The organism is Streptomyces sp. S.PB5, from assembly GCF_030403745.1.
GTDB lineage: Bacteria > Actinomycetota > Actinomycetes > Streptomycetales > Streptomycetaceae > Streptomyces.
Genome location: NZ_JAQMWP010000016.1, coordinates 1 through 17,467 on the forward strand (window position 1 = coordinate 1; position 17,467 = coordinate 17,467).

Here is a 17,467-nt window from a genome sequence, read left to right on the forward strand (position 1 = left end):
CGACGAACCCGCCCTGCCCACCGAACTCACCGCATAGCCTCAAAACCGAGATCACCGAGTGGCCGTCAATACACCACTTCGGCGGACGTGACCGTTTCCCGGTACCGGACCCCGCCGCCTGTAGTGCATCCCGGAGAACCGCGCTGGGGGAACCAAAGCGTCCGGCATAGGGCAGACCCCACAACTTTTCGAGGCGAGCACGACACGACGCAGGGACCTCGCCCCGCTGTGGGGTTGCCCCGACATCCCCCGTGGGGAGACCCCGGAGCACGAGTCAGGTGGCCTCGACAGCCATCGGGCACTGCCTGACCCCACCATGTGGAGGACGCGGGAGACGGCACACGCCCTGGACAAGGCCTCGCATCGTCATGTCTGCCGTCCGTCGCAGCGAAGAGGACCAGTGGAGGTTGCCATGAACCAGGCGATTGACATCTCATGGCCGCTGTCCAGCGGCGCCTGTGAAGTGGCATTGCCCACGGTTCGAGGGCGCCAGGCCGAGCAGGAACACATCACCCAGTGGATACGCCGGCTCATCCACCGCCGCGCCGGAGGTGCGCTGTGGATCGAGGGACCGGCCGACATCGGCAAGTCACGCATGCTGGCCTGCGCCGCGGACGAGGCGGCCCTGGCCGGCGCCCAGATACTGGCCGGGGTCGGCTCGGCGGGCAGCGAGATGGCCCCGCTGGCGCCGCTGCTGGACGCACTCACGCACGACGTCGCCGGCTTCGCGCACGGCCTGCGTCATCGCTCCTCCGCGCAGAACGACTCCTACTGGCTGGTGCAGGAGATCAAGAACCGGCTGCGGGTCCTGACCCGCGAGCGGCCTGTGGCCCTGTTCCTCGACGGACTCCAGGACTGCGACGAGCTCACCCTGGTTACCGTGCGCACCCTCACCGTGCAACTCGCCGACCTGCCGATTCTCTGGGTGCTCGCCGCCCGCGCCCACAGTGAGCGGCCCGCCGTTGAGGCACTGCGCCGGCACCTGCTCACCGGGCGCGCGGCCCACCTCGAGCTCCGCCCCCTCCCCGAGGAGGCGGTCCGGTCGATGACCCAGGACCTGCTGGGGGCACGGGCCGCGGAGGCGGCACCCTGTCTGCCCTACCTCGACGGTCTGCCGGGCGCGGTCCACCATGTGTGTGCGCAGATCGCGAGCGAGCCGCCCGCCACGGTGCCGCGCGCCCTGGACGCCCCGGGGTACGAACAGACCGTCGTCGCACCGTCCGTCCTGCGCCGTCTTGAGCAACTGTCCGACGAAGCACGGCAGTTGGTGCAGATCGCAGCCGTCCTCGGGGAGCGTCTGTCCGCCCGGCACCTGTTCCGGGTACTCAACCGCTCCGAGTCCGCCCTGCTCAGGCCCCTGCGCGAGGTGCTCGACGCCCGCCTGCTCAGCACCGACCAGGACCGTCTCTCCTTCCGCCACGCACTGGTGCGGCGGACCGTGTCCGCGACCCTGCCCCGGCCCGTACGCCAGTCCGTCCGCCGTCGTTCGATCGACCTGCAACTGCGCGCGGGGGTACCGGCCGCGTCGGTGGCCGCCGAGCTGGTCGACGTGGCCGAGCCGGGCGACACCCGCGCGATCGAGATCCTCCGCGCCGCCGCTCGGGAGCTGGCCGCCCTCTCGCCGTGCGCCGCGGCCGACTACCTGCACTGTGCGATGGGCCTGGTCCAGGGTGCCCCGCAGACGCGGCAGCAGGTCGCCGCGGAGCTGCTTCCCCTGCTGTGGCAGGTGGGCGAGGTCGGCCAGGCACGCGAACTGGCCCAGGAGATACTCCAGGCGCCGCCGGACCCTGTCGTTCATGCCGAAGCATGTCTGCACCTGGTGCGCATGGGCAGCCAGTTCCGCCTGCCCCGCCCGGCCACCCATCTGCGCCACGTCCATCGCCGCCGCGACGTCCCGGTGGCCCTGAAGGATCAGCTACTGTCCGCGACCTTGCTCAACGACCTGCTCACAGGCGGCGTCGAGGAACCTGGCGGAGGCATGTCCGACACCCTGATGCGGGCCCGGGGTGTGCACGCGGTCAGCGAGCTGACCTTGCGCACGCTGCAGTCGATGAACGCCTGCCACCGGCAGAACTGGGGAGACGCGCTGAAGCACAGCGAAACCGCGGTCACCGGCATCGCCCACCTGGACCTGGCTCACGCCACCGCCCTCCCCGAGGTCGCCTTGGCGACCAGCTGGCACGCCTCGGTACTGAGCCTCGCCGGCCACGACCGGGCCGCGCTGGAACTCGTCGACGACGGGTTGCGCACCGCGGAGGCGCGCGGTCGCCGGGTGTTCCTTCCGCTGTGGCGCACGGCGCGTGCCCGTTTGCTGCTCGACGCCGGTCGGCTCACCGACGCAGCGAGCGAACTGACCTCGGCCCAGGCGCTCGTCGCCACCACCGGCCTGCCCTTCACAGGTGAGGCCGCCACTCTGTGCACCCGCGTGCAGGTGGTCCGTCACCTGGGTGACGAGGCGGCTCTGGACCAGTGCGCGGCGAAGGCCGATGCCTGGCTCACCGGCGGCGATCCGTATCAGCGGCGCGTGGGTGCCTGGCTCACCGTGGTCATCGCGGCCCACCGTTCACAACGTCCGGCACCGCAGCTTCTCACTCACGCTGCGGCCTGCCTACGGCGCGGTTTCGTCCATGCCGTCGCTGTCGACCCCGGAGACGTGGTCATGCTGGCGCGTGCCGCCCTGCACTCGGACCGGCGCGACATCGCCGGCGCCGCGGTGGAGTTCGCCGAGAACCGGGCCCGGCGCAATCCCGGTTTCCCGCTGTTCCAGGCGGCGGCCGCGCACGCGAGAGGTCTCTTCGACGGCGACCGTGACCGGCTGCGGACCGCGACCGAGCTGTACGGCGACGCCCGCCCGCTGCTGAGGGCCGAGGCGCTGAAGGACACAGGCGAGCTGGAGACGACGGCCGTAGAAGCCCAGGCCTGCTTCGAGCAGGCACTGGAGCTGTACGACGCGTGCGGGGAGCACCCGGAGAGCGGACGCCTGCGGAACCGGCTGCGCAGGCTGGGCATCAGGTCGACGGGGGCCGTCTCCCCCGCAGCGGAGGCCGGCTGGCGTGGCCTGACCCCGGCTGAGCTGGGTGTCGTCCGCCTCATCGCGCACGGCGCGACCAATCGTGAGGCGGCGCAGCGGCTGTTCCTGTCCCCGCACACAGTGAACACGCACCTGCGGCACGCCTTCACCAAGCTGGAGGTGCGCTCGCGGGTCCAGCTGGCACGCCTCTATCTCCGCGAAGTTGATCACTCGGTTGGCGAGCCCTGATCACGACGCCCCGGGCCGGCTGCACAGCCTCCCGTGGGGTTTACCCCACGGCCCCCGTGTGGTCGGCGCACCCACTGCTGTGGAGATGCCTCGACAGATTGACGCGCCGCATATCAGCAGACTGAAACCACCACGCCGCCTGTGCCTGGTGGGCCAGAGGAAGACCCCGTCGGCCACGCACAGTGCGGGACCGCAAGAAGCGAAAGCGAGAGACGACATGTCCCACCACCTCGACTCCCCCATCGCCCGTCAGGACCCTCGCCTGGACATTACGGACCTGTATGTCTTCCGGGGTGAGCAGGGCACTGTCTTCGTCACCGACCACAGCCATTCACTCGCCGGTGAGGACATCCCCCGTGGTCTGCACCCGGAGGGCAAGTACGAGTTCAAGATCGACTCAAACGGGGACGCGGTCGAGGACGTCACCTACCGCTTCACGTTCGGCGAGGCCGACGAAGACGGTGTGCAGACCTACCAGGTGCGCCGGCTGTCCGGTCCGGAGGCGCGGAACGACTTCGCCGAGGGCACGCTGCTCGGCGAGGGCCGCACCGGCGAGCCGCTGGACCTTCCGGGCGGCAGCCGGGCCTGGGTCGGCAAGGCGGGCGACCCCTTCTGGATCGAGCCTGACGTGCTGCACGCCGTCGGCCACGCCTTCCAGGACGGCACCAAGGTCGACCTGTCCAACTGGAATCCCGCCGAGGCGACGAACCTCTTCGCCGGCCACACGGTCTACTCCATCGTCCTGGAGGTCGCCGACGAGGAACTGCTGCGCATCGCGGGCCACGACCGGAAGATCGACGTGTGGGCCGTGGCCTTCCTGGCCACCGACGCCGGCAGCTGGCGTCCGATCAACCGTGCGGGCCTGCCGATGATCCACCCGCTGTTCACGCAGTACAACGAGACGCTCGGCGACCGCCTCAACGAGAACACGCCGTCCGAGGACATCGAGCTGTACGGCAAGGCACTCACCGAGTCGGTGGCCGGCGTGGTGCGCGCCTACGGCACGGCGGAGAACCCGGAAGCCTACGCCCAGACCGTCGTGGACCGCATCCTCCCCAACGTCCTGCCCTACGAGATCGGCACGCCGGCGTCGTACGGCTTCGCACGCTGGAACGGCCGCACACTCACCGACAACGCGCCCGACGTGATGTTCTCCTTCGCCAGCAACACCCCAGTGACGCTGGGCATCACCAAGGAGTCGGTGATCGCCAAGCCCACCCAGACCTTCCCGTATGTGCCTCCGGCCGCGTGAACCGTCTGACGGAACAAGCCGTGCGGGCCCGTAACAGGTCGGCACGGCTTTCCTCTCGGCCACTCTCCGATCGTGCCGGTGGCCGACAGCACATTGCCCGGAAAGAGGAGCCGCCATGTCCACCGCGCCCACCGCGCCACCGCCACCAGCCACCGACACCTCGTCCTCCGTCCGGCGCGCGCTGACGCGGGCCGAGTGGTCACGGTTGGGAGCCGTCTTCGGGTTCATCGCGGCCCTGCACATCATCGGCTGGGGCATCCTGCTGACCGTCATCGCTCCGCACCACTTCGCCCTCGGGCAGCAGGGCTTCGGCGTGGGCGTCGGCGTGACCGCCTACGTCCTGGGGATGCGGCACGCCTTCGACGCCGACCACATCGCGGCCATCGACAACACGACGCGGAAACTGATGAACGCCGAGCGGCGACCGCTGACCGTCGGATTCTGGTTCTCTCTCGGCCATTCCAGCATCGTCTTCGCCCTGTCGCTCCTGCTGGCGTTCGGTGTCCGTAGCCTGGCCGGGCCCCTCCAGGACGATGACTCGACGTTGCACAACCTCACCAGCTGGATCGGCACTTTGGTCTCCGGGGCCTTCCTGTACGCGATCGCCATCCTCAACCTCGCGGCACTGGCAGGCATTTGGCGTATCTTCCGCGCCATGCGTCATGGCCGCTACGACGAGACGGAGTTGCAGAAACAACTCGACCAGCGCGGCTTCAAGACCGTTCCCTTAGGCCGCTCGGGCAACCCACCTGCGCTCCTGCCACGTGGGGCGGAGCGGGTACAGCGTACCGGCCTCCAGCTTCGCGCGGGGTCCGTGGTCCACACGGGGTCCACTGGCCATGCTTTCCGCTCGAAGACCGGCGACCTTCTGATCCGTAGGATCGGGCAGTACTCCACGAATGTCCACAACAGCCTCCCATTTTGATCGCAGAGGCTAGTGATCACGTGTAGGCATGTGCGTGGTTACCGTCAGAACTGCCATCAACTCCGCGAAGGCACCATCGTCATGAAGCCTTACGGCCCATCGGTGGCCGGCACATACTGAGACATCTGCCTCACTCACCGCGCGGAGGCCCAGTCGGCGCCTGTGCCACGTGAACGATTGCCTCCAACTGTTCCACGACCAGACGCCACTCCCGAGAGACCACGTCGGGAACGTTCAGCATGCTCGATCGGCCATGTAGCACGTCGGAAGACTTGCTATACACGTGACGCGCGATCCTGATTAGTCCGATCGTGTCGCTTCTGCGGCCTTCGGTAACCATTCCAAGAACGAAAGCCAACCGCTCCGGAATTCTGTTATTGAACGAAATTGAAGAATCCTGACACACGACTCGATAGGCTTCTAGTGCCACTCTCTCGATTCGCAGCCTGAGTTCCAGAACCTCGATACGAGAAGCAGATGAGAAACCCAGTGTCATTTCATTCAGCTCCCTGCTAGATCCATGCACGCCTTACGGGCAACGTCGATCTCCGACTTCAAGTCTTTCTTTTCAATAGGCGTCCCATGAACGGCATTGTTCCATGTCTTCAAGTAGACGCCGCACCGAACTTTAGCCTCGCGCACCGGATGCTTACTACCGTCAGGCACGATAATCACCTCTTCCGCCTTATCGAATCGCGCCAGGGTATTCTGACACGAATCAAGGCTGGCGAGGTTCTCAACTACGTCTCGACCACTTGAGAGAGCATTTCGTACGACAGCTTGGTGAAGGGCAATGTCAACCGCCTGACGCAGAAGACCTCGAATGATCTGTGTCTCATTGAGGTAGCCATTTACTGACACCTTAGGCGCCAAGGCTCGAATGTACTCTGCGTCGTCAATCAGCATGCGCCACAGCTCATCAGTGGACTCTAGAGAGATCACGCCAGTCTCAAGATCTCGACTAATCGCCCATGAATTATAGTTGAGCGAGCGCGCCATCAAGTGTGCTTTCAGCCGCTCATCATGCGTGAAAACAATAACCCGCCTCCTCGATGCGATTTCAGCGAGGACAGCAGCAAGCCTGTCAACGCGAATTTCATCAAAGGCATGCACAGGGTCGTCAAGCACCAAGAAGCCAAAAGGCCCGGACTCGATTGTTGCCAGAAGAGGAGCAAGGAGAAAGGCGTTTCTTTGCCCTGCGCTAAGCATAGCGAGGCTAAGCGGCTGCCCCGCTGGATTCTGAACCCTAACCTCCGCTCGCTGTGTAGTTAGCCGGACGTCCTCCAGAACAATCCCAGCATCATCCAATAGCGCTTTCACGCGTCCGCCGGCCAGTGCCGTAAAATCTTGGGCACGCTTATCACGCAGATGGCCCGTGAGGTCCTTCAGACATACACTGACTGCCTTCCAGAGTTGATATTCACCCGCGACCTCTGCGTTCTCACGCCATGCACTGACGAAGTCCTCAATTGCAGCCCTTCGCTTCAGCCTCCACTGCTTATCGAACGCGCTTAGGCTCGTAGCCTCTACACACGCTCTCCACCAGTCACGTGTTTCTAGCAGTGACCGAAGCTCAGTAAAGAAATTTCGCGCCACACTAGTGGGCTGACACCCGTAACGCTCCAAAACCTGGCAGAGTCCGTCGGCGCGACTCTGTACTCGGTCGAGGAGTTCCTGGGAGGTGACGACAGGAACAGTGGACGAACGCAGAACTGAGATCACTTGTTGCATCTCTGTCTCAATCGACCTCTTGAGCTCGATTAGCGACGACTCCGCTTCAAGATGGAGCGGTTCCAGGTCTGCCAGCTCAGAGACGCTCTTCCGCAGTCGCAGCGGCCAGTCAGCCTGCTCGCTCTCGCAGACAGGGCACTCCGTTCCCGGAGACTCAAGATCCATCACATGCTCATGGAAACCACGCAGCGAGTTCGCAAGTTTACGCTTTACTGAGTCTGGTGAAGCATCAATGCTAAGGAAAGCATCACCTGTCCTCGCCAACGCGGCAGTCAAGATTTCTGCATGCTTGTCCGTGACTTGCGGTAGAAATCCCCCCGAATCGCTCAACTGATTTTCTTCTAGCCATGCGTCAATATCAGAAATCCACGTAGGCCAGTTGACAACACCAACACTTACCGCAGGGTCAAGTTTCCCATTGACCTCATCAACTTGCGCGATTCTGCTTTTAGCCTCCTTGACTGCATCGTCGATGCATTTCTTTGCCGATGCCGACTTTTCACTAAGATCAGCGACGCGATCGTTCAAAACAACGAAGCATCCACCGAAAGCCAAAAGATTTTCAATGTACTCACGCAGGTCCTTACTTTGCTGAACTCGACGCTCGATGTCAGCATAGGCAAATACTGGAGGATGCCCTGCGAGAGCATGGTTCCATGCCGTCTCCCTCAGGTCGACGCTCATCACTTCACCGCTAGGTAGGGTCCATTCAGCATCATGGGAAGCGACCTCACCATCGCTATCGATCAGACAGGACAGTGCAAGTCTCTCTCCCCTTCTTGAAAGAACGACCTCAGCCATCGTCTTCTCGGCGTCGATCGCTGCGTGAAGCTTCTCCCACAGCGGCTCCAGCTTAGAGCGGGAGGATTTTTGCTCCACCGACGTCCACCATTTGGTGGACCCCGCTAGAGCAGTCCGAATTCCATCCGCAATGGTTGATTTACCTGAGCCGTTCGGGCCATGAATGATCGTCACGCCTGGCGAAGGGTCGACCTTCATTATCACTTGGTTCGTGGCACCCTGATACCCCACGACTGTCACAGATGTGAGATGCCACGGTTCCCCCGCTGCTGGATCCCATCGACCCTCTGACTTAGATTTCAGCTCTGCGGTCAGATCGCGAAGCTTAAGCCACGCCGCCTTCTTCTCCGAAAGGCGTGCGGCAGAGAGGAACTTATCGATATCCGTAGCCAGATCAGAGAAGCTCAGAAGTCGCAGGTTGGGGAGTTTCTGGCTCGCACTCGGCACTACCGTGTCAAGCTTCAAGTCAGTCGACGCTACGAATTCCGTGCTCACTGCCCCTCCATCAAACGCCATGATGGCCTAGATGGCCCGAGAATACTGTGAGGCAAAGTTCGACGCTTGGGGTTTTTGTGAGCAGAGGGAAAGTCGAACCTATTTTCGATTTTCGTGATTACCAATAAATGTCACAAAATTGGTCAAATGTATCAGCCCTGTTGCCCACTACGGACATCTCGTCAGGTTGACGTGAAATGGGGTGAACTTGCGTCGCCTTCGGATTCGGTCTGAGATCCTGGAGACTGATCGAGAGGGGTCGCAGGTATGGAATGGAAGACGCACGGTGAGCGACAGATCTACACCAACAAGTGGGTGAATCTGTGTCTGGTCGACGTCCAGCAGCCTGACGGGCGCAGGTGGGAGTACCACGTCGTTCGTCTGCGGCACCTGGCCGTCGCCGCCGTGGTCAACGACCGCCAAGAGGTCCTGATGATGTGGCGGCACCGCTTCATCACAGACTCGTGGGCTTGGGAGTTGCCCATGGGCCTGGTCGAGGAGGGCGAGACGCCGGAGGAGGCGGCAGCACGTGAGGTTCTGGAGGAGACGGGTTGGCGTCCCGGCCCCATCAAGCCCCTGATCTACGCCGAGCCGGCCAACGGGATCACCGACTCGCAGCACCACGTCTTCCGGATCGACGGCGCTACCTACGCCGGGCCTCCCACGGAGAAGAACGAGTCCGACCGCATCGAGTGGATTCCCCTCTCTGAGGTGCGAGGCATGATCGACCGCCGGGAGGTGGTGAGTAGCGGCTCACTCGTCGGCCTGCTCTACCTGCTCATGGATGAAGCGATCCGCTGACCGGCGGCAGGACTTCCCGTAGCCGCGCCTCGAAGGCCAGCGCTACGGGCTCCTGCCTGTGCGGGGCCAACTGGTCGTAGAACTCCCTGAGATGGCCTGATACTCGCTCGGATGCCACCGCCGACGCCGGTTTCAGTGCTTGCGTGGCGGTGTCACATGCCTGGTCGAGCTTGCCTTGATCCAGCTGCGTACGGGCAAGCCAGAACGAGTGAAACGCCCGCCCGCGCTGATTGGTGCGGGCCTCGCGCCGCAACGCGTCCGCGATCAGAGGTTCGGCGGTGGCTGCTTCGCCCAGTCGGCCGTGAGCGATCCCCGTGTCCACGATCAGCTTCGTCTCGTCGAAGTACGACACCCAGGACGGATCCGGGTCGCTCAACCGAATCCGCTCGAAATGGCGGTGCGCCTCCCCGATCGCCTGGTGCGTGGAGTCCCGGATGCCGAGCGTGGCGTGAGCGAAGGCTTCCCGCATCGACAGCATGGACAGGACCCGTGGGGTGGTGTCGACGGCCGAGCGTGCCTGGTCCTGGGCGGCGGTGACGAAGGCCAGTGAGTCAGCAGGCTTGTCCTGGTATGTGCCCTGCAAGCTCATGCAGGCAAGGACGTTGGCCATGAACTGGCGGTCGTCGATTTCCTTGGCCAGTTGCAGGGCCTCGGTGAAGTACGCGCGGGCCTGGTTGTACTGGCGGGCGTCGAAGTAGGTCCAGCCGGTGAGGCGTGCCAGCTCGGCGGCGATCCCGTACAGGCCGTGCTGGATGGACGGCGGTCGGTTCTCCTTCAAGAGACCGACGACATGGCGGAGCTGGCCGACGATCGCCGGCCGCAGTGCCTCGCCTCCGTGCTGGTCGTCCCGTCGCCAGTAGTCCTCGATGGAGGAGCGGAAGGCTTCAAGTGTGGCCGCGTTCAGGCTCGTTCGCGTGGCCAGGGCCAGAATGCCGTCCACGTCCGGGCCTGGTAAAGCGGCCGGGGTCTGCGGCTCGGGCTCCTGGACTACCTCGCGCTCGGTGACTACGAGGGCTTGAGGTGTCTCCCACACCCGACGGGCGAGCCCCAGCATGTGTCCTGGGATGCGCAAGCCGTCCGCGATGCGCTCGATGACGTCCATGTGCTGCAACTGGCGTTGCCCTGCGATGACTTCGCCGACACGGCTGGGCGTCAGCTCACAGCGTCTGGCGATCATGGATGGGTAGATGCCCGCCTTGATCTTCACCAGTCGGAAGACTCTGGCGAAGTCCCGCACTCGGCACGCATCGATCATCTCGGGATCGGTGAGCAGCCTGGCTGGCAGTTCCTGCGGCCGGTCTGCGTCGGGCATCGGCAAGCTCCCACACTGCGAGGGCTACGCAACGTCGCTGGTTCTCTACTTGCCGCGATGTTACCCAAGTTGGGTAATCAGCCTGACCTTTTGGCAGGGGTCCCCGGATCGCGATGCTCCTTTTATGGCGAGCAACCAGCAGACCAGACCAGGCATCGGTGAACTGGCGAAGGACAGTGCCCGCGACCGGATCGGCGTCGTCATGGGTGCACTCGGCGGCCGGGTGCAGATGAGGCCGATCGGCGGCGGCACGGAATGGGACGTCATGCCGGACAACGTGGTGGCGCCGAGTCCGCGGGAGGAACTGAGCGCGCGCCTGGCCATCAGGAACAGCAACAGTCGAGACGGGCTGTGATCCGCACTGTCGGCCGGTACGCAGGAGTCCTGTTCGTGATCATGCTCAGTGGCTCGTGCGGCCTGGTGATCGGCATGGCTCTCGCCATGGGCCAGTAGACGGGCCGCCCCGGACGGGTGCCAACTCCCCGGCTCCCCCTTCCCCGTTCGGGGCCGGCCATCCAACCCACGCACCGCCACACACAAGGAGTACTCGCATGACAGCAACGGCGAACGATCTGAAGACCGGTCGCGCGGTGGCTGGCGAGGAGCTGTTCGAGAGCCTCGCCCACTTCGTGGTCGTCCACAACGGGCAGTCACCCGAACGGGCCGAGCGGATCGCGGACCAGGCGGTCGCCTTCCTGGTCACCGCGGCCACGGCCAACGTCCCCATGGTCCCGTCCGATGACGTGGACCTCGGCCTGCACGCGCTGATCCTGCACACCAAGGAGTACGCGAGGCTGTGCGAGCGGTATGCGGGCCGCTTCCTGCACCACAACCCGAAGCCGGGCGGCGGCCCCCGCGACCTGCTGATGGTCATCACCGCGGCGCGCGCCATGAAGGCGGCCGGGTTCATGGTCTTCGACGACCTGTGGACCATGAACGGCACAAACCTCGCGCAGTGCGACTCGGACTGCGGCCGTCCGTACGGTCAGGACTATCAGGAGTAGGACACGACAGCAGCGACGCGGCCGGCCTCGACTCGTGGTCGGCCGCGTTCGCCCGGAAGGAGAACAGACGTTGCCCGGGTCACCCCCTGAACTGCCGATCGTGGTACTCGACGCGCTCATGTCCACGTCCCAACGGCTGGTCCTCGACCGCCGGGGCTCCACGGTGTGGGAGGTGGAAAGCCATCGAGGCCACTACGCCGTGAAAGTCGGCTACCCGATCGAGGCCACGGACGAATGGTCCGCCCAGCCCTGGACCGCCCTCGCGCCCGCACGCGAAGGGGCCGTTCTGCTGCGCCTCGGCCTGGTCGACCTCGCGTACGGCGAGTGGGAGCGCGGTACCTGGAACTTCCAGCCGTGGCACGAAGGGCCGGACCTGTACCAGCTCTGGGAGCCCTGCCGTAGGTCGGACTCGTCCATCGCACCGCACACCAGCGTGGCGTTGGGCTGCGTCGAGGCGCTGGCCGAACTGCACGCCAAGGGCTGGGCGCACGGTGACGTACAGCCCGCCCACTTCATCATCGGCCCGGAACGAACGCATCTCATCGACCTCGCCCTTGCCCGGGGCGGGCACGTGCCCGAGGGGTACGACTTCCCGTTCCGCGGCTGCCTCGTCCACTACGAGGCACCGGAAATCGCTCGCAGCGTGCTCGACACCGGAGAAGCCGAGCCAACGCCGGAAGCCGACATCTACGCGCTCGGCGCCTCCCTCCTCATCTCCGCCACCGGCTGGCGCGCGATGGAGTACCCGGACGACGCGCCCCGCCCGGTGCAGAGAGAGGCCGTGGCCAACGGTCGTCGCCGGCCCGTGAAGGCGCCCGGTGAACTGGGCGAGTTGATCGACGCCATGCTCAGCCACACGCCAGGGGACCGACCCACCATCTACGAGGTGGGCAAGGCTCTGAGCTGATTCCGAAGCGCCGGTTCGTCGGCACTGCTCGCACGGCTACGGCCGACAACTCAAAGACCGGACCACCCCTCAGCCTGGACAGCATTCCGGGTGGTCCGGTCGCGGAAGCCCTGATCAGGACCCCGGTGCCGATGGTACCGGGGCGGTTGGCGTGCTCGAACGTGGGTGCGGCTGCAACCCCGGTTTCTCGATGTCGAGTTGGAGAGGGTCTGAGCTGAGCCAGCGAAAGTCAGCCACGACGGCGGGTGGGCCGACTGAGCACCCGTCATGTGTGTTTCCAGCAACCCCGTGCCGTCCTCAGCCACGCTTCTTCCATCGTCACGGGCCGCACCTCGCTCGGACCTGGACGTTGCCGACGCGGCCCGTCCTCCAGGACCCCGCGTACGTCGGTGTCGCGGTCATGTCCCAGCACGGCCGCCCCGGCTTCGTCCGCATCCGCACCCCCTACGTCGCCGACGAGGACGCCGCCCGCGTCGCCGCAGAAACCTGCGATCTGATGCGCCACCCGGCCCGGCTCCTGGAGGACCTGACCGGACAGGACGTCGTGGACCTCGGCAAGAACGCCCCCGAGCCCCCGTCCATGGCGGCCTGACATGCGCCGCGTCATGAGGATCTACATCCGCCACATGCACAAGGCGATCGCCATCGGGGACCTCGACCGCGCAGGCCGGATCGGCATCGCCGCGTACCGCGTCGCCAACACCCACGAACGCCGGGTTCTGGAGACCTACCTCGGCCCGAACGCCGCTCACATGGCCGGCCTCGCCCCGAAGCCCTGACCCACGCCCGCCAGACTTCCCCACCGACACCGCGAAAGGAGGTGAACCCCCATGAGTGAGGACCGGATCACCCAACGCACCGTGACCGTGGTCATGGGCATCATCGCCCTCCTGGCGTTCGTCTTCTCCTTCGGCAACGTCTGGGCCCTGGCCCTGCGCCTGGGCGTCCCCGCCCCCATCGCGCCGCTCATCGCCCCTATGGTCGACCTGTCCGTGGTTGGACTCCTGGTCGCCCTGCGCTACCTCTCCCTACGCGGCGTCCCGCCCGAGCAGATGAAGGCGGCCACCCGGCTGATGCACGTCTCAGGCCTGCTGACCCTGGCCCTCAACATCGCCGAACCCGTCGTCGCCGGACACTACGGCCGCGCCGCCATCGACGCCGTAGCACCCCTGCTCCTGCTTGGCTGGGGAGCGGTCGGCCCGCAGCTCCTCCGCTCGTTCCACACGGTCGCCACTGCGGTAGCCGAGCCGGCACCTGCGACCGAGACGGAAGCGGTCCAAGAGCCCGCACCGGCTTCCGGCAAACCCGCGCCCGTCATATCGACTGCCCCGCCCGTCACGCCGGAACCGACCCCGCCCCCGGTCGCTCCGCTCACCGTTCCGGTTCCGGCTCCGGCCGCGCCTGCGGTCAAGGTCCCCGAACCGCTGCTGACCGAAGCACGGTCTATCGCGGCATCGCACCAGGCCGAGCACGGAGAAACGATTACTCCGGCCCAGCTCAAGATACGGCTCGGCATCGGCCTGCCCATGGCCACGGCCCTCCACTCCGCCCTGTAGAGCCGCGCTCTCCCCGTCGGCCTCCCGGCACTTCGGCACTTCGGCACTTCCCACCCTCGCCCGCCCCTGGGCCCGACCTGCCATTCCTGCGGGCAGCAGCCCGAGCGCACTGAATCGCTGCTGCCCGCAGGTCTCCACCCTCAAGCCAGAACGGAGACCCCGCCACCCATGCGCCGCCCCCTCGACCTGCGCCACGTGATCAGCCCCAGCCTGCGGGACCTGATCGAATTGGCCAACACCCACGACTTCGACCGCGTCACCGAACAGATCCGCGACCTGCACGGCTGCACCAGCCCCGTCAACCTCCATGGCTGGACGGTCACCACCGACCAGACCACCAAGGAAGTAGTCCGCTCCTACCGCTCCGAAGACGAACCCTCCGGACGCCTGCTGACCACCTGCGGCAACCGCCGCTCTTCCCGCTGCTCCGCCTGCTCCCGCGTCTACGCCGCCGACACCTACCACCTCATCAAGGCCGGACTGTCCGGCGGCAAAAACGTCGCCGAAACCGTCTACGACCACCCCCGGGCATTCGTCACCCTCACCGCCCCCTCCTTCGGCCCCGTCCACAACCGCAAGACCGACCACGCGGGCAAGCCTCGGTCCTGCGGCTGCGGCGCCCAACACCCTGAGGACGACCCGGCGTTGGGCACCCCGCTCGACCCGGCCACCTACGACTACACCGGCGCCGTGCTCTGGAACGCCCACGCCGGACAGCTCTGGGCACGGTTCACTACCTACCTTCGCCGCGCCCTGGCCGAGCACCTCGGCATGACGCAGAAGGCACTGAACGCCGCCCTGCGCGTCTCCTTCGCCAAGGTCGCCGAGTACCAAAAGCGCGGCCTGGTCCACTTCCACGCTGTGATCCGCTTCGACGGACCCGACGGCCACACCACCGAGCCCCCGCCCTGGGCCACCTTCGACGCCCTGAACGCCGCCGTGGGCCTGGCGGTCGAGCGTGCCCGGCTCGTCGTCGCCTCTGACGCCATCGGCGAACGCGTCATCGCCTGGGGCCGCCGATACAAGGTCGACCCCATCACCGCCCTGGGCGACGGCGAACTCACCGACGCCCGCGTTGCCGAGTACACCGAGAACAAGGTCGCCGGATACGTCGCCAAGTACGCAACAAAGAACGCCGAAGGCGCGGGCACCGTAGACCGCACCCTGATTTGCCGCCCCTGCCACGGGCGCGGCTACGTACGCGGCCCGGACGGCTTCCACGACCGGTGCGCCGACTGCGACGGCACCGGACAGGCCGAACTCATCGCGGCCCTGCCCATCCAGCAGCACGTACGGCAGATGATCCGCACGGCCTGGGCTCTGGGCCACCTGCCGGAGTTCGCCGAACTTCAAGCCAAGTCCCGCGCCTACTCCATCACCCTCGGCGCCCTCCGCGACGTACGCCGTGCCTGGCGCCTCGCCCAGGACGAAGCCGCCCGCGCCCGCGCCGGCCTCCCCACCACCGACGAGAACACCACCCTCGTCACCGCCTCCTCCTGGACCTACCTCAGCAGCGGCTACCGTCCCGGCGAAGAACTCCTCGCCGCCCAAGTCCGCCACGACATAACCCACGCCGAACTGATCAAGTCCGAAGGAGAGCCCTGGCTGTGACCACTTCACCCAAGGCCGACAAGCAGACCCTGAAGCTGGTGGAAGCGCTGGATGAGATCGGGGTCTCCCGTGCCACCTTCTACCGGATGCGCGCTCGGGGCCAGGCTCCCAGGCACCTGAAGCTGCCCAACGGCCAGATCCGTATACGCCGGGCCGACCTCGACGCCTGGTTCGACGCCTGCGAGGTGCCGGAAGCATGCTGACGTACGACGTTCAGATCTGGGGTATCCGCAAGCGGCCCAACCGTGCGGCGGCCTATCAACTCCGGTGGCGCGTCGGCCCACGCCCCTTCTCCAAGAGCTACAAGATCAAGGCTCAGGCGGACGGACGACGCTCCGAGCTGCTGACCGCCTTGCGCAATCGCGAGCAGTTCGACACGGAAACCGGCCTGTCCGCCTCGGAGGTGCAGGCACTCAACTCCTTCACCTGGTACGCCCACACCCGCGCGTACGCCGAGATGAAGTGGCCGGGCGCCTCCGCCAAGCACCGCGCGAGCATCGCTGACACGCTGGCGACCATCACGCCGAAGCTGGTCAAGGAGAAGCGCGGAGCTCCGGCCCCCAAGGTGCTACGGATCGCGCTCTACTCGTGGGTCTACAGGTTCGCCCTGGACAACGACGGGACGCTGAAATCCCGCCTTGACCTCGAAGAACCCCCGGCCGACATCGTGGCCGCGCTGGACTGGATCGCCCGCAAGTCGGTAGACATCACCGACCTCAACACACCGTCGGTGGTGCGGACCGCCCTCGACGCTCTGAAGCTGAAGCAGGACGGCACGGCCGCTGCCGAGAACACGGTGAACCGGAAGCGAACCGTCTTCAGCAACTGCCTGCGCTACGCCGTGGAACGAGAGCTGCTGACGACGCTGCCCCTCGACAAGGTGGACTGGACAGCGCCCGAGACCGATGACGAGATCGACTTCCGGTTCGTCCCCGGCCCGAAGCTGGCCAAGGCCCTCATCGATGCTGTCACCGAGCAGGGCGAACGCGGGCGGCATCTGACGGCGTTCTTCGGCTGCCTCTACTACGCGGCCAACCGCCCCGGTGAGGCGGTCAGTCTGCGCGAGAACGATTTCACGCTTCCCGAAGAGGGCTGGGGGGAAGTCCTGCTCTCCACGAGCATGCCCCGAGTTGGCTCCGGATGGACCGACACAGGCGAGTCATTCGATACGCGCGGCCTGAAGAAACGGGCTCGCAAAGCGACCCGGCCGGTACCCATCCCGCCCGTGCTCGTCCGCCTGGTCCGCGAGCACATCAAGGAGTTCGGCACGGCCGAAGACGGCCGGCTGTTCCGTGCGGCCCAGGGCGGCCATCTCCTGTCCAAGGAGTACGGAGAGGTCTGGAAGGCGGCCCGGCTCGCGGCGCTGACAGAGTCCGAGGCTGCCTCACCGCTGGCTGACGTGCCGTACTCGCTGCGCCACGCGGGTGTCTCGCTCTGGCTTGAGTCCGGCGTCTCCCCGGCCGAAGTCGCACGCCGGGCCGGACACAGCATCGCGGTCCTGTTCCGGTTCTACGCCAAGGCGATTCACCGCAACCAGCAGCGCTCGAACGAACAGATCGAGCGGGCCTTGGAGGCAGCCGAAGAGGAGTAACCGGTGCGACTGTCCGTGCATCAGGCGCCATCCTTACCTCACTCCGGGGAGGGATGGCGCCCCTTTTCGCTGCCCTGGACTTGGTCCGTCCCGCCTGAGCCGTTCATATCGCGCCATGTCTTTGCTTCCGTTTCCAGCCAACAGGAAATCCTTATATCACCGGGCCCCAAACCTCCAACATGCGAATCTATGGGAATCTTTTTACCTTCCATCAGGCATGGG

Annotated in this window: 15 protein-coding genes; 13 read left to right on the plus strand and 2 right to left on the minus strand. The window is 65.8% G+C overall.

All coding sequences use genetic code 11. From position 1 onward, the window contains the following. Positions 1-412: 412 nt before the first annotated feature. From PH203_RS34830 to PH203_RS34840, 3 genes are all read left to right on the plus strand, one after another. On the plus strand, positions 413-3,259 hold the full coding sequence (locus PH203_RS34830) for a LuxR family transcriptional regulator (protein ID WP_289925326.1): 2,847 nt from the start codon (positions 413-415) through the stop codon (positions 3,257-3,259). Positions 3,260-3,476: 217 nt separating this feature from the next. Continuing rightward, positions 3,477-4,511, plus strand: coding sequence for a DUF4331 family protein (locus tag PH203_RS34835; RefSeq protein WP_289925328.1), 1,035 nt, complete (start codon positions 3,477-3,479; stop codon positions 4,509-4,511). Positions 4,512-4,626: 115 nt separating this feature from the next. Next, the gene (locus PH203_RS34840) at positions 4,627-5,436 is read left to right on the plus strand and encodes a hypothetical protein (protein ID WP_354671289.1); all 810 of its coding nucleotides are present in this window, start codon (positions 4,627-4,629) and stop codon (positions 5,434-5,436) included. Positions 5,437-5,937: 501 nt separating this feature from the next. Here PH203_RS34840 and PH203_RS34845 read toward each other — a convergent pair. Beyond that, a complete protein-coding gene (locus PH203_RS34845) occupies positions 5,938-8,463 on the minus strand; it encodes an AAA family ATPase (protein ID WP_289925329.1) in 2,526 nt (841 codons plus the stop codon). A 267-nt stretch (positions 8,464-8,730) separates the two neighbouring features. On the opposite strand from PH203_RS34845, the gene PH203_RS34850 reads away from it, so the two are divergent. Next, a complete protein-coding gene (locus tag PH203_RS34850) occupies positions 8,731-9,264 on the plus strand; it encodes an NUDIX hydrolase (RefSeq protein WP_043407174.1) in 534 nt (177 codons plus the stop codon). On the opposite strand, the gene PH203_RS34855 is transcribed toward PH203_RS34850, so the two are convergent. Further along, positions 9,242-10,576: a hypothetical protein gene (locus PH203_RS34855; protein ID WP_289925332.1), complete on the minus strand. Its 1,335-nt coding sequence runs from the start codon at positions 10,574-10,576 to the stop codon at positions 9,242-9,244. The genes PH203_RS34850 and PH203_RS34855 overlap by 23 nt on opposite strands. 124 nt (positions 10,577-10,700) lie before the next feature. Between PH203_RS34855 and PH203_RS34860 the strand changes: the two genes are divergently transcribed. From PH203_RS34860 to PH203_RS34900, 9 genes are all read left to right on the plus strand, one after another. Continuing rightward, positions 10,701-10,931 (plus strand): hypothetical protein, encoded by a 231-nt coding sequence (locus PH203_RS34860; protein ID WP_289925333.1) that lies wholly within the window; start codon positions 10,701-10,703, stop codon positions 10,929-10,931. A 196-nt stretch (positions 10,932-11,127) separates the two neighbouring features. After that, positions 11,128-11,580, plus strand: a complete 453-nt coding sequence (locus PH203_RS34865) for a hypothetical protein (protein ID WP_289925334.1) — start codon at positions 11,128-11,130, stop codon at positions 11,578-11,580. A 70-nt stretch (positions 11,581-11,650) separates the two neighbouring features. Then, entirely contained in the window at positions 11,651-12,487 is an 837-nt protein-coding gene (locus tag PH203_RS34870; RefSeq protein ID WP_289925335.1) for a protein kinase, read from the plus strand. 349 nt (positions 12,488-12,836) lie between these two features. Continuing rightward, on the plus strand, positions 12,837-13,079 hold the full coding sequence (locus PH203_RS34875) for a hypothetical protein (protein ID WP_289925336.1): 243 nt from the start codon (positions 12,837-12,839) through the stop codon (positions 13,077-13,079). A 13-nt stretch (positions 13,080-13,092) separates the two neighbouring features. Further along, entirely contained in the window at positions 13,093-13,266 is a 174-nt protein-coding gene (locus tag PH203_RS34880) for a hypothetical protein (RefSeq protein ID WP_289925337.1), read from the plus strand. Between the two features lie 51 nt (positions 13,267-13,317). After that, positions 13,318-14,043 (plus strand): DUF2637 domain-containing protein, encoded by a 726-nt coding sequence (locus PH203_RS34885; RefSeq protein WP_289925338.1) that lies wholly within the window; start codon positions 13,318-13,320, stop codon positions 14,041-14,043. A 168-nt stretch (positions 14,044-14,211) separates the two neighbouring features. Beyond that, on the plus strand, positions 14,212-15,654 hold the full coding sequence (locus tag PH203_RS34890) for a replication initiator (RefSeq protein ID WP_289925339.1): 1,443 nt from the start codon (positions 14,212-14,214) through the stop codon (positions 15,652-15,654). Continuing rightward, a complete protein-coding gene (locus PH203_RS34895; protein ID WP_289925341.1) occupies positions 15,651-15,857 on the plus strand; it encodes a helix-turn-helix domain-containing protein in 207 nt (68 codons plus the stop codon). Before PH203_RS34890 ends, PH203_RS34895 begins: the two co-directional genes overlap by 4 nt. Continuing rightward, entirely contained in the window at positions 15,851-17,245 is a 1,395-nt protein-coding gene (locus PH203_RS34900; protein ID WP_289925342.1) for a site-specific integrase, read from the plus strand. The genes PH203_RS34895 and PH203_RS34900 overlap by 7 nt, the downstream gene beginning before the upstream one ends. The last annotated feature ends 222 nt before the right edge of the window (positions 17,246-17,467 follow it).

Coding starts and splice junctions, on each gene's coding strand:
- PH203_RS34830 (WP_289925326.1), top strand. CDS start 413: ATGAACCAGGCGATTGACATCTCATGGCCGCTGTCCAGCGGCGCCTGT.
- PH203_RS34835 (WP_289925328.1), top strand. CDS start 3,477: ATGTCCCACCACCTCGACTCCCCCATCGCCCGTCAGGACCCTCGCCTG.
- PH203_RS34840 (WP_354671289.1), top strand. CDS start 4,627: ATGTCCACCGCGCCCACCGCGCCACCGCCACCAGCCACCGACACCTCG.
- PH203_RS34850 (WP_043407174.1), top strand. CDS start 8,731: ATGGAATGGAAGACGCACGGTGAGCGACAGATCTACACCAACAAGTGG.
- PH203_RS34855 (WP_289925332.1), bottom strand. CDS start 10,576: ATGCCCGACGCAGACCGGCCGCAGGAACTGCCAGCCAGGCTGCTCACC.
- PH203_RS34860 (WP_289925333.1), top strand. CDS start 10,701: ATGGCGAGCAACCAGCAGACCAGACCAGGCATCGGTGAACTGGCGAAG.
- PH203_RS34865 (WP_289925334.1), top strand. CDS start 11,128: ATGACAGCAACGGCGAACGATCTGAAGACCGGTCGCGCGGTGGCTGGC.
- PH203_RS34880 (WP_289925337.1), top strand. CDS start 13,093: ATGAGGATCTACATCCGCCACATGCACAAGGCGATCGCCATCGGGGAC.
- PH203_RS34885 (WP_289925338.1), top strand. CDS start 13,318: ATGAGTGAGGACCGGATCACCCAACGCACCGTGACCGTGGTCATGGGC.
- PH203_RS34890 (WP_289925339.1), top strand. CDS start 14,212: ATGCGCCGCCCCCTCGACCTGCGCCACGTGATCAGCCCCAGCCTGCGG.
- PH203_RS34900 (WP_289925342.1), top strand. CDS start 15,851: ATGCTGACGTACGACGTTCAGATCTGGGGTATCCGCAAGCGGCCCAAC.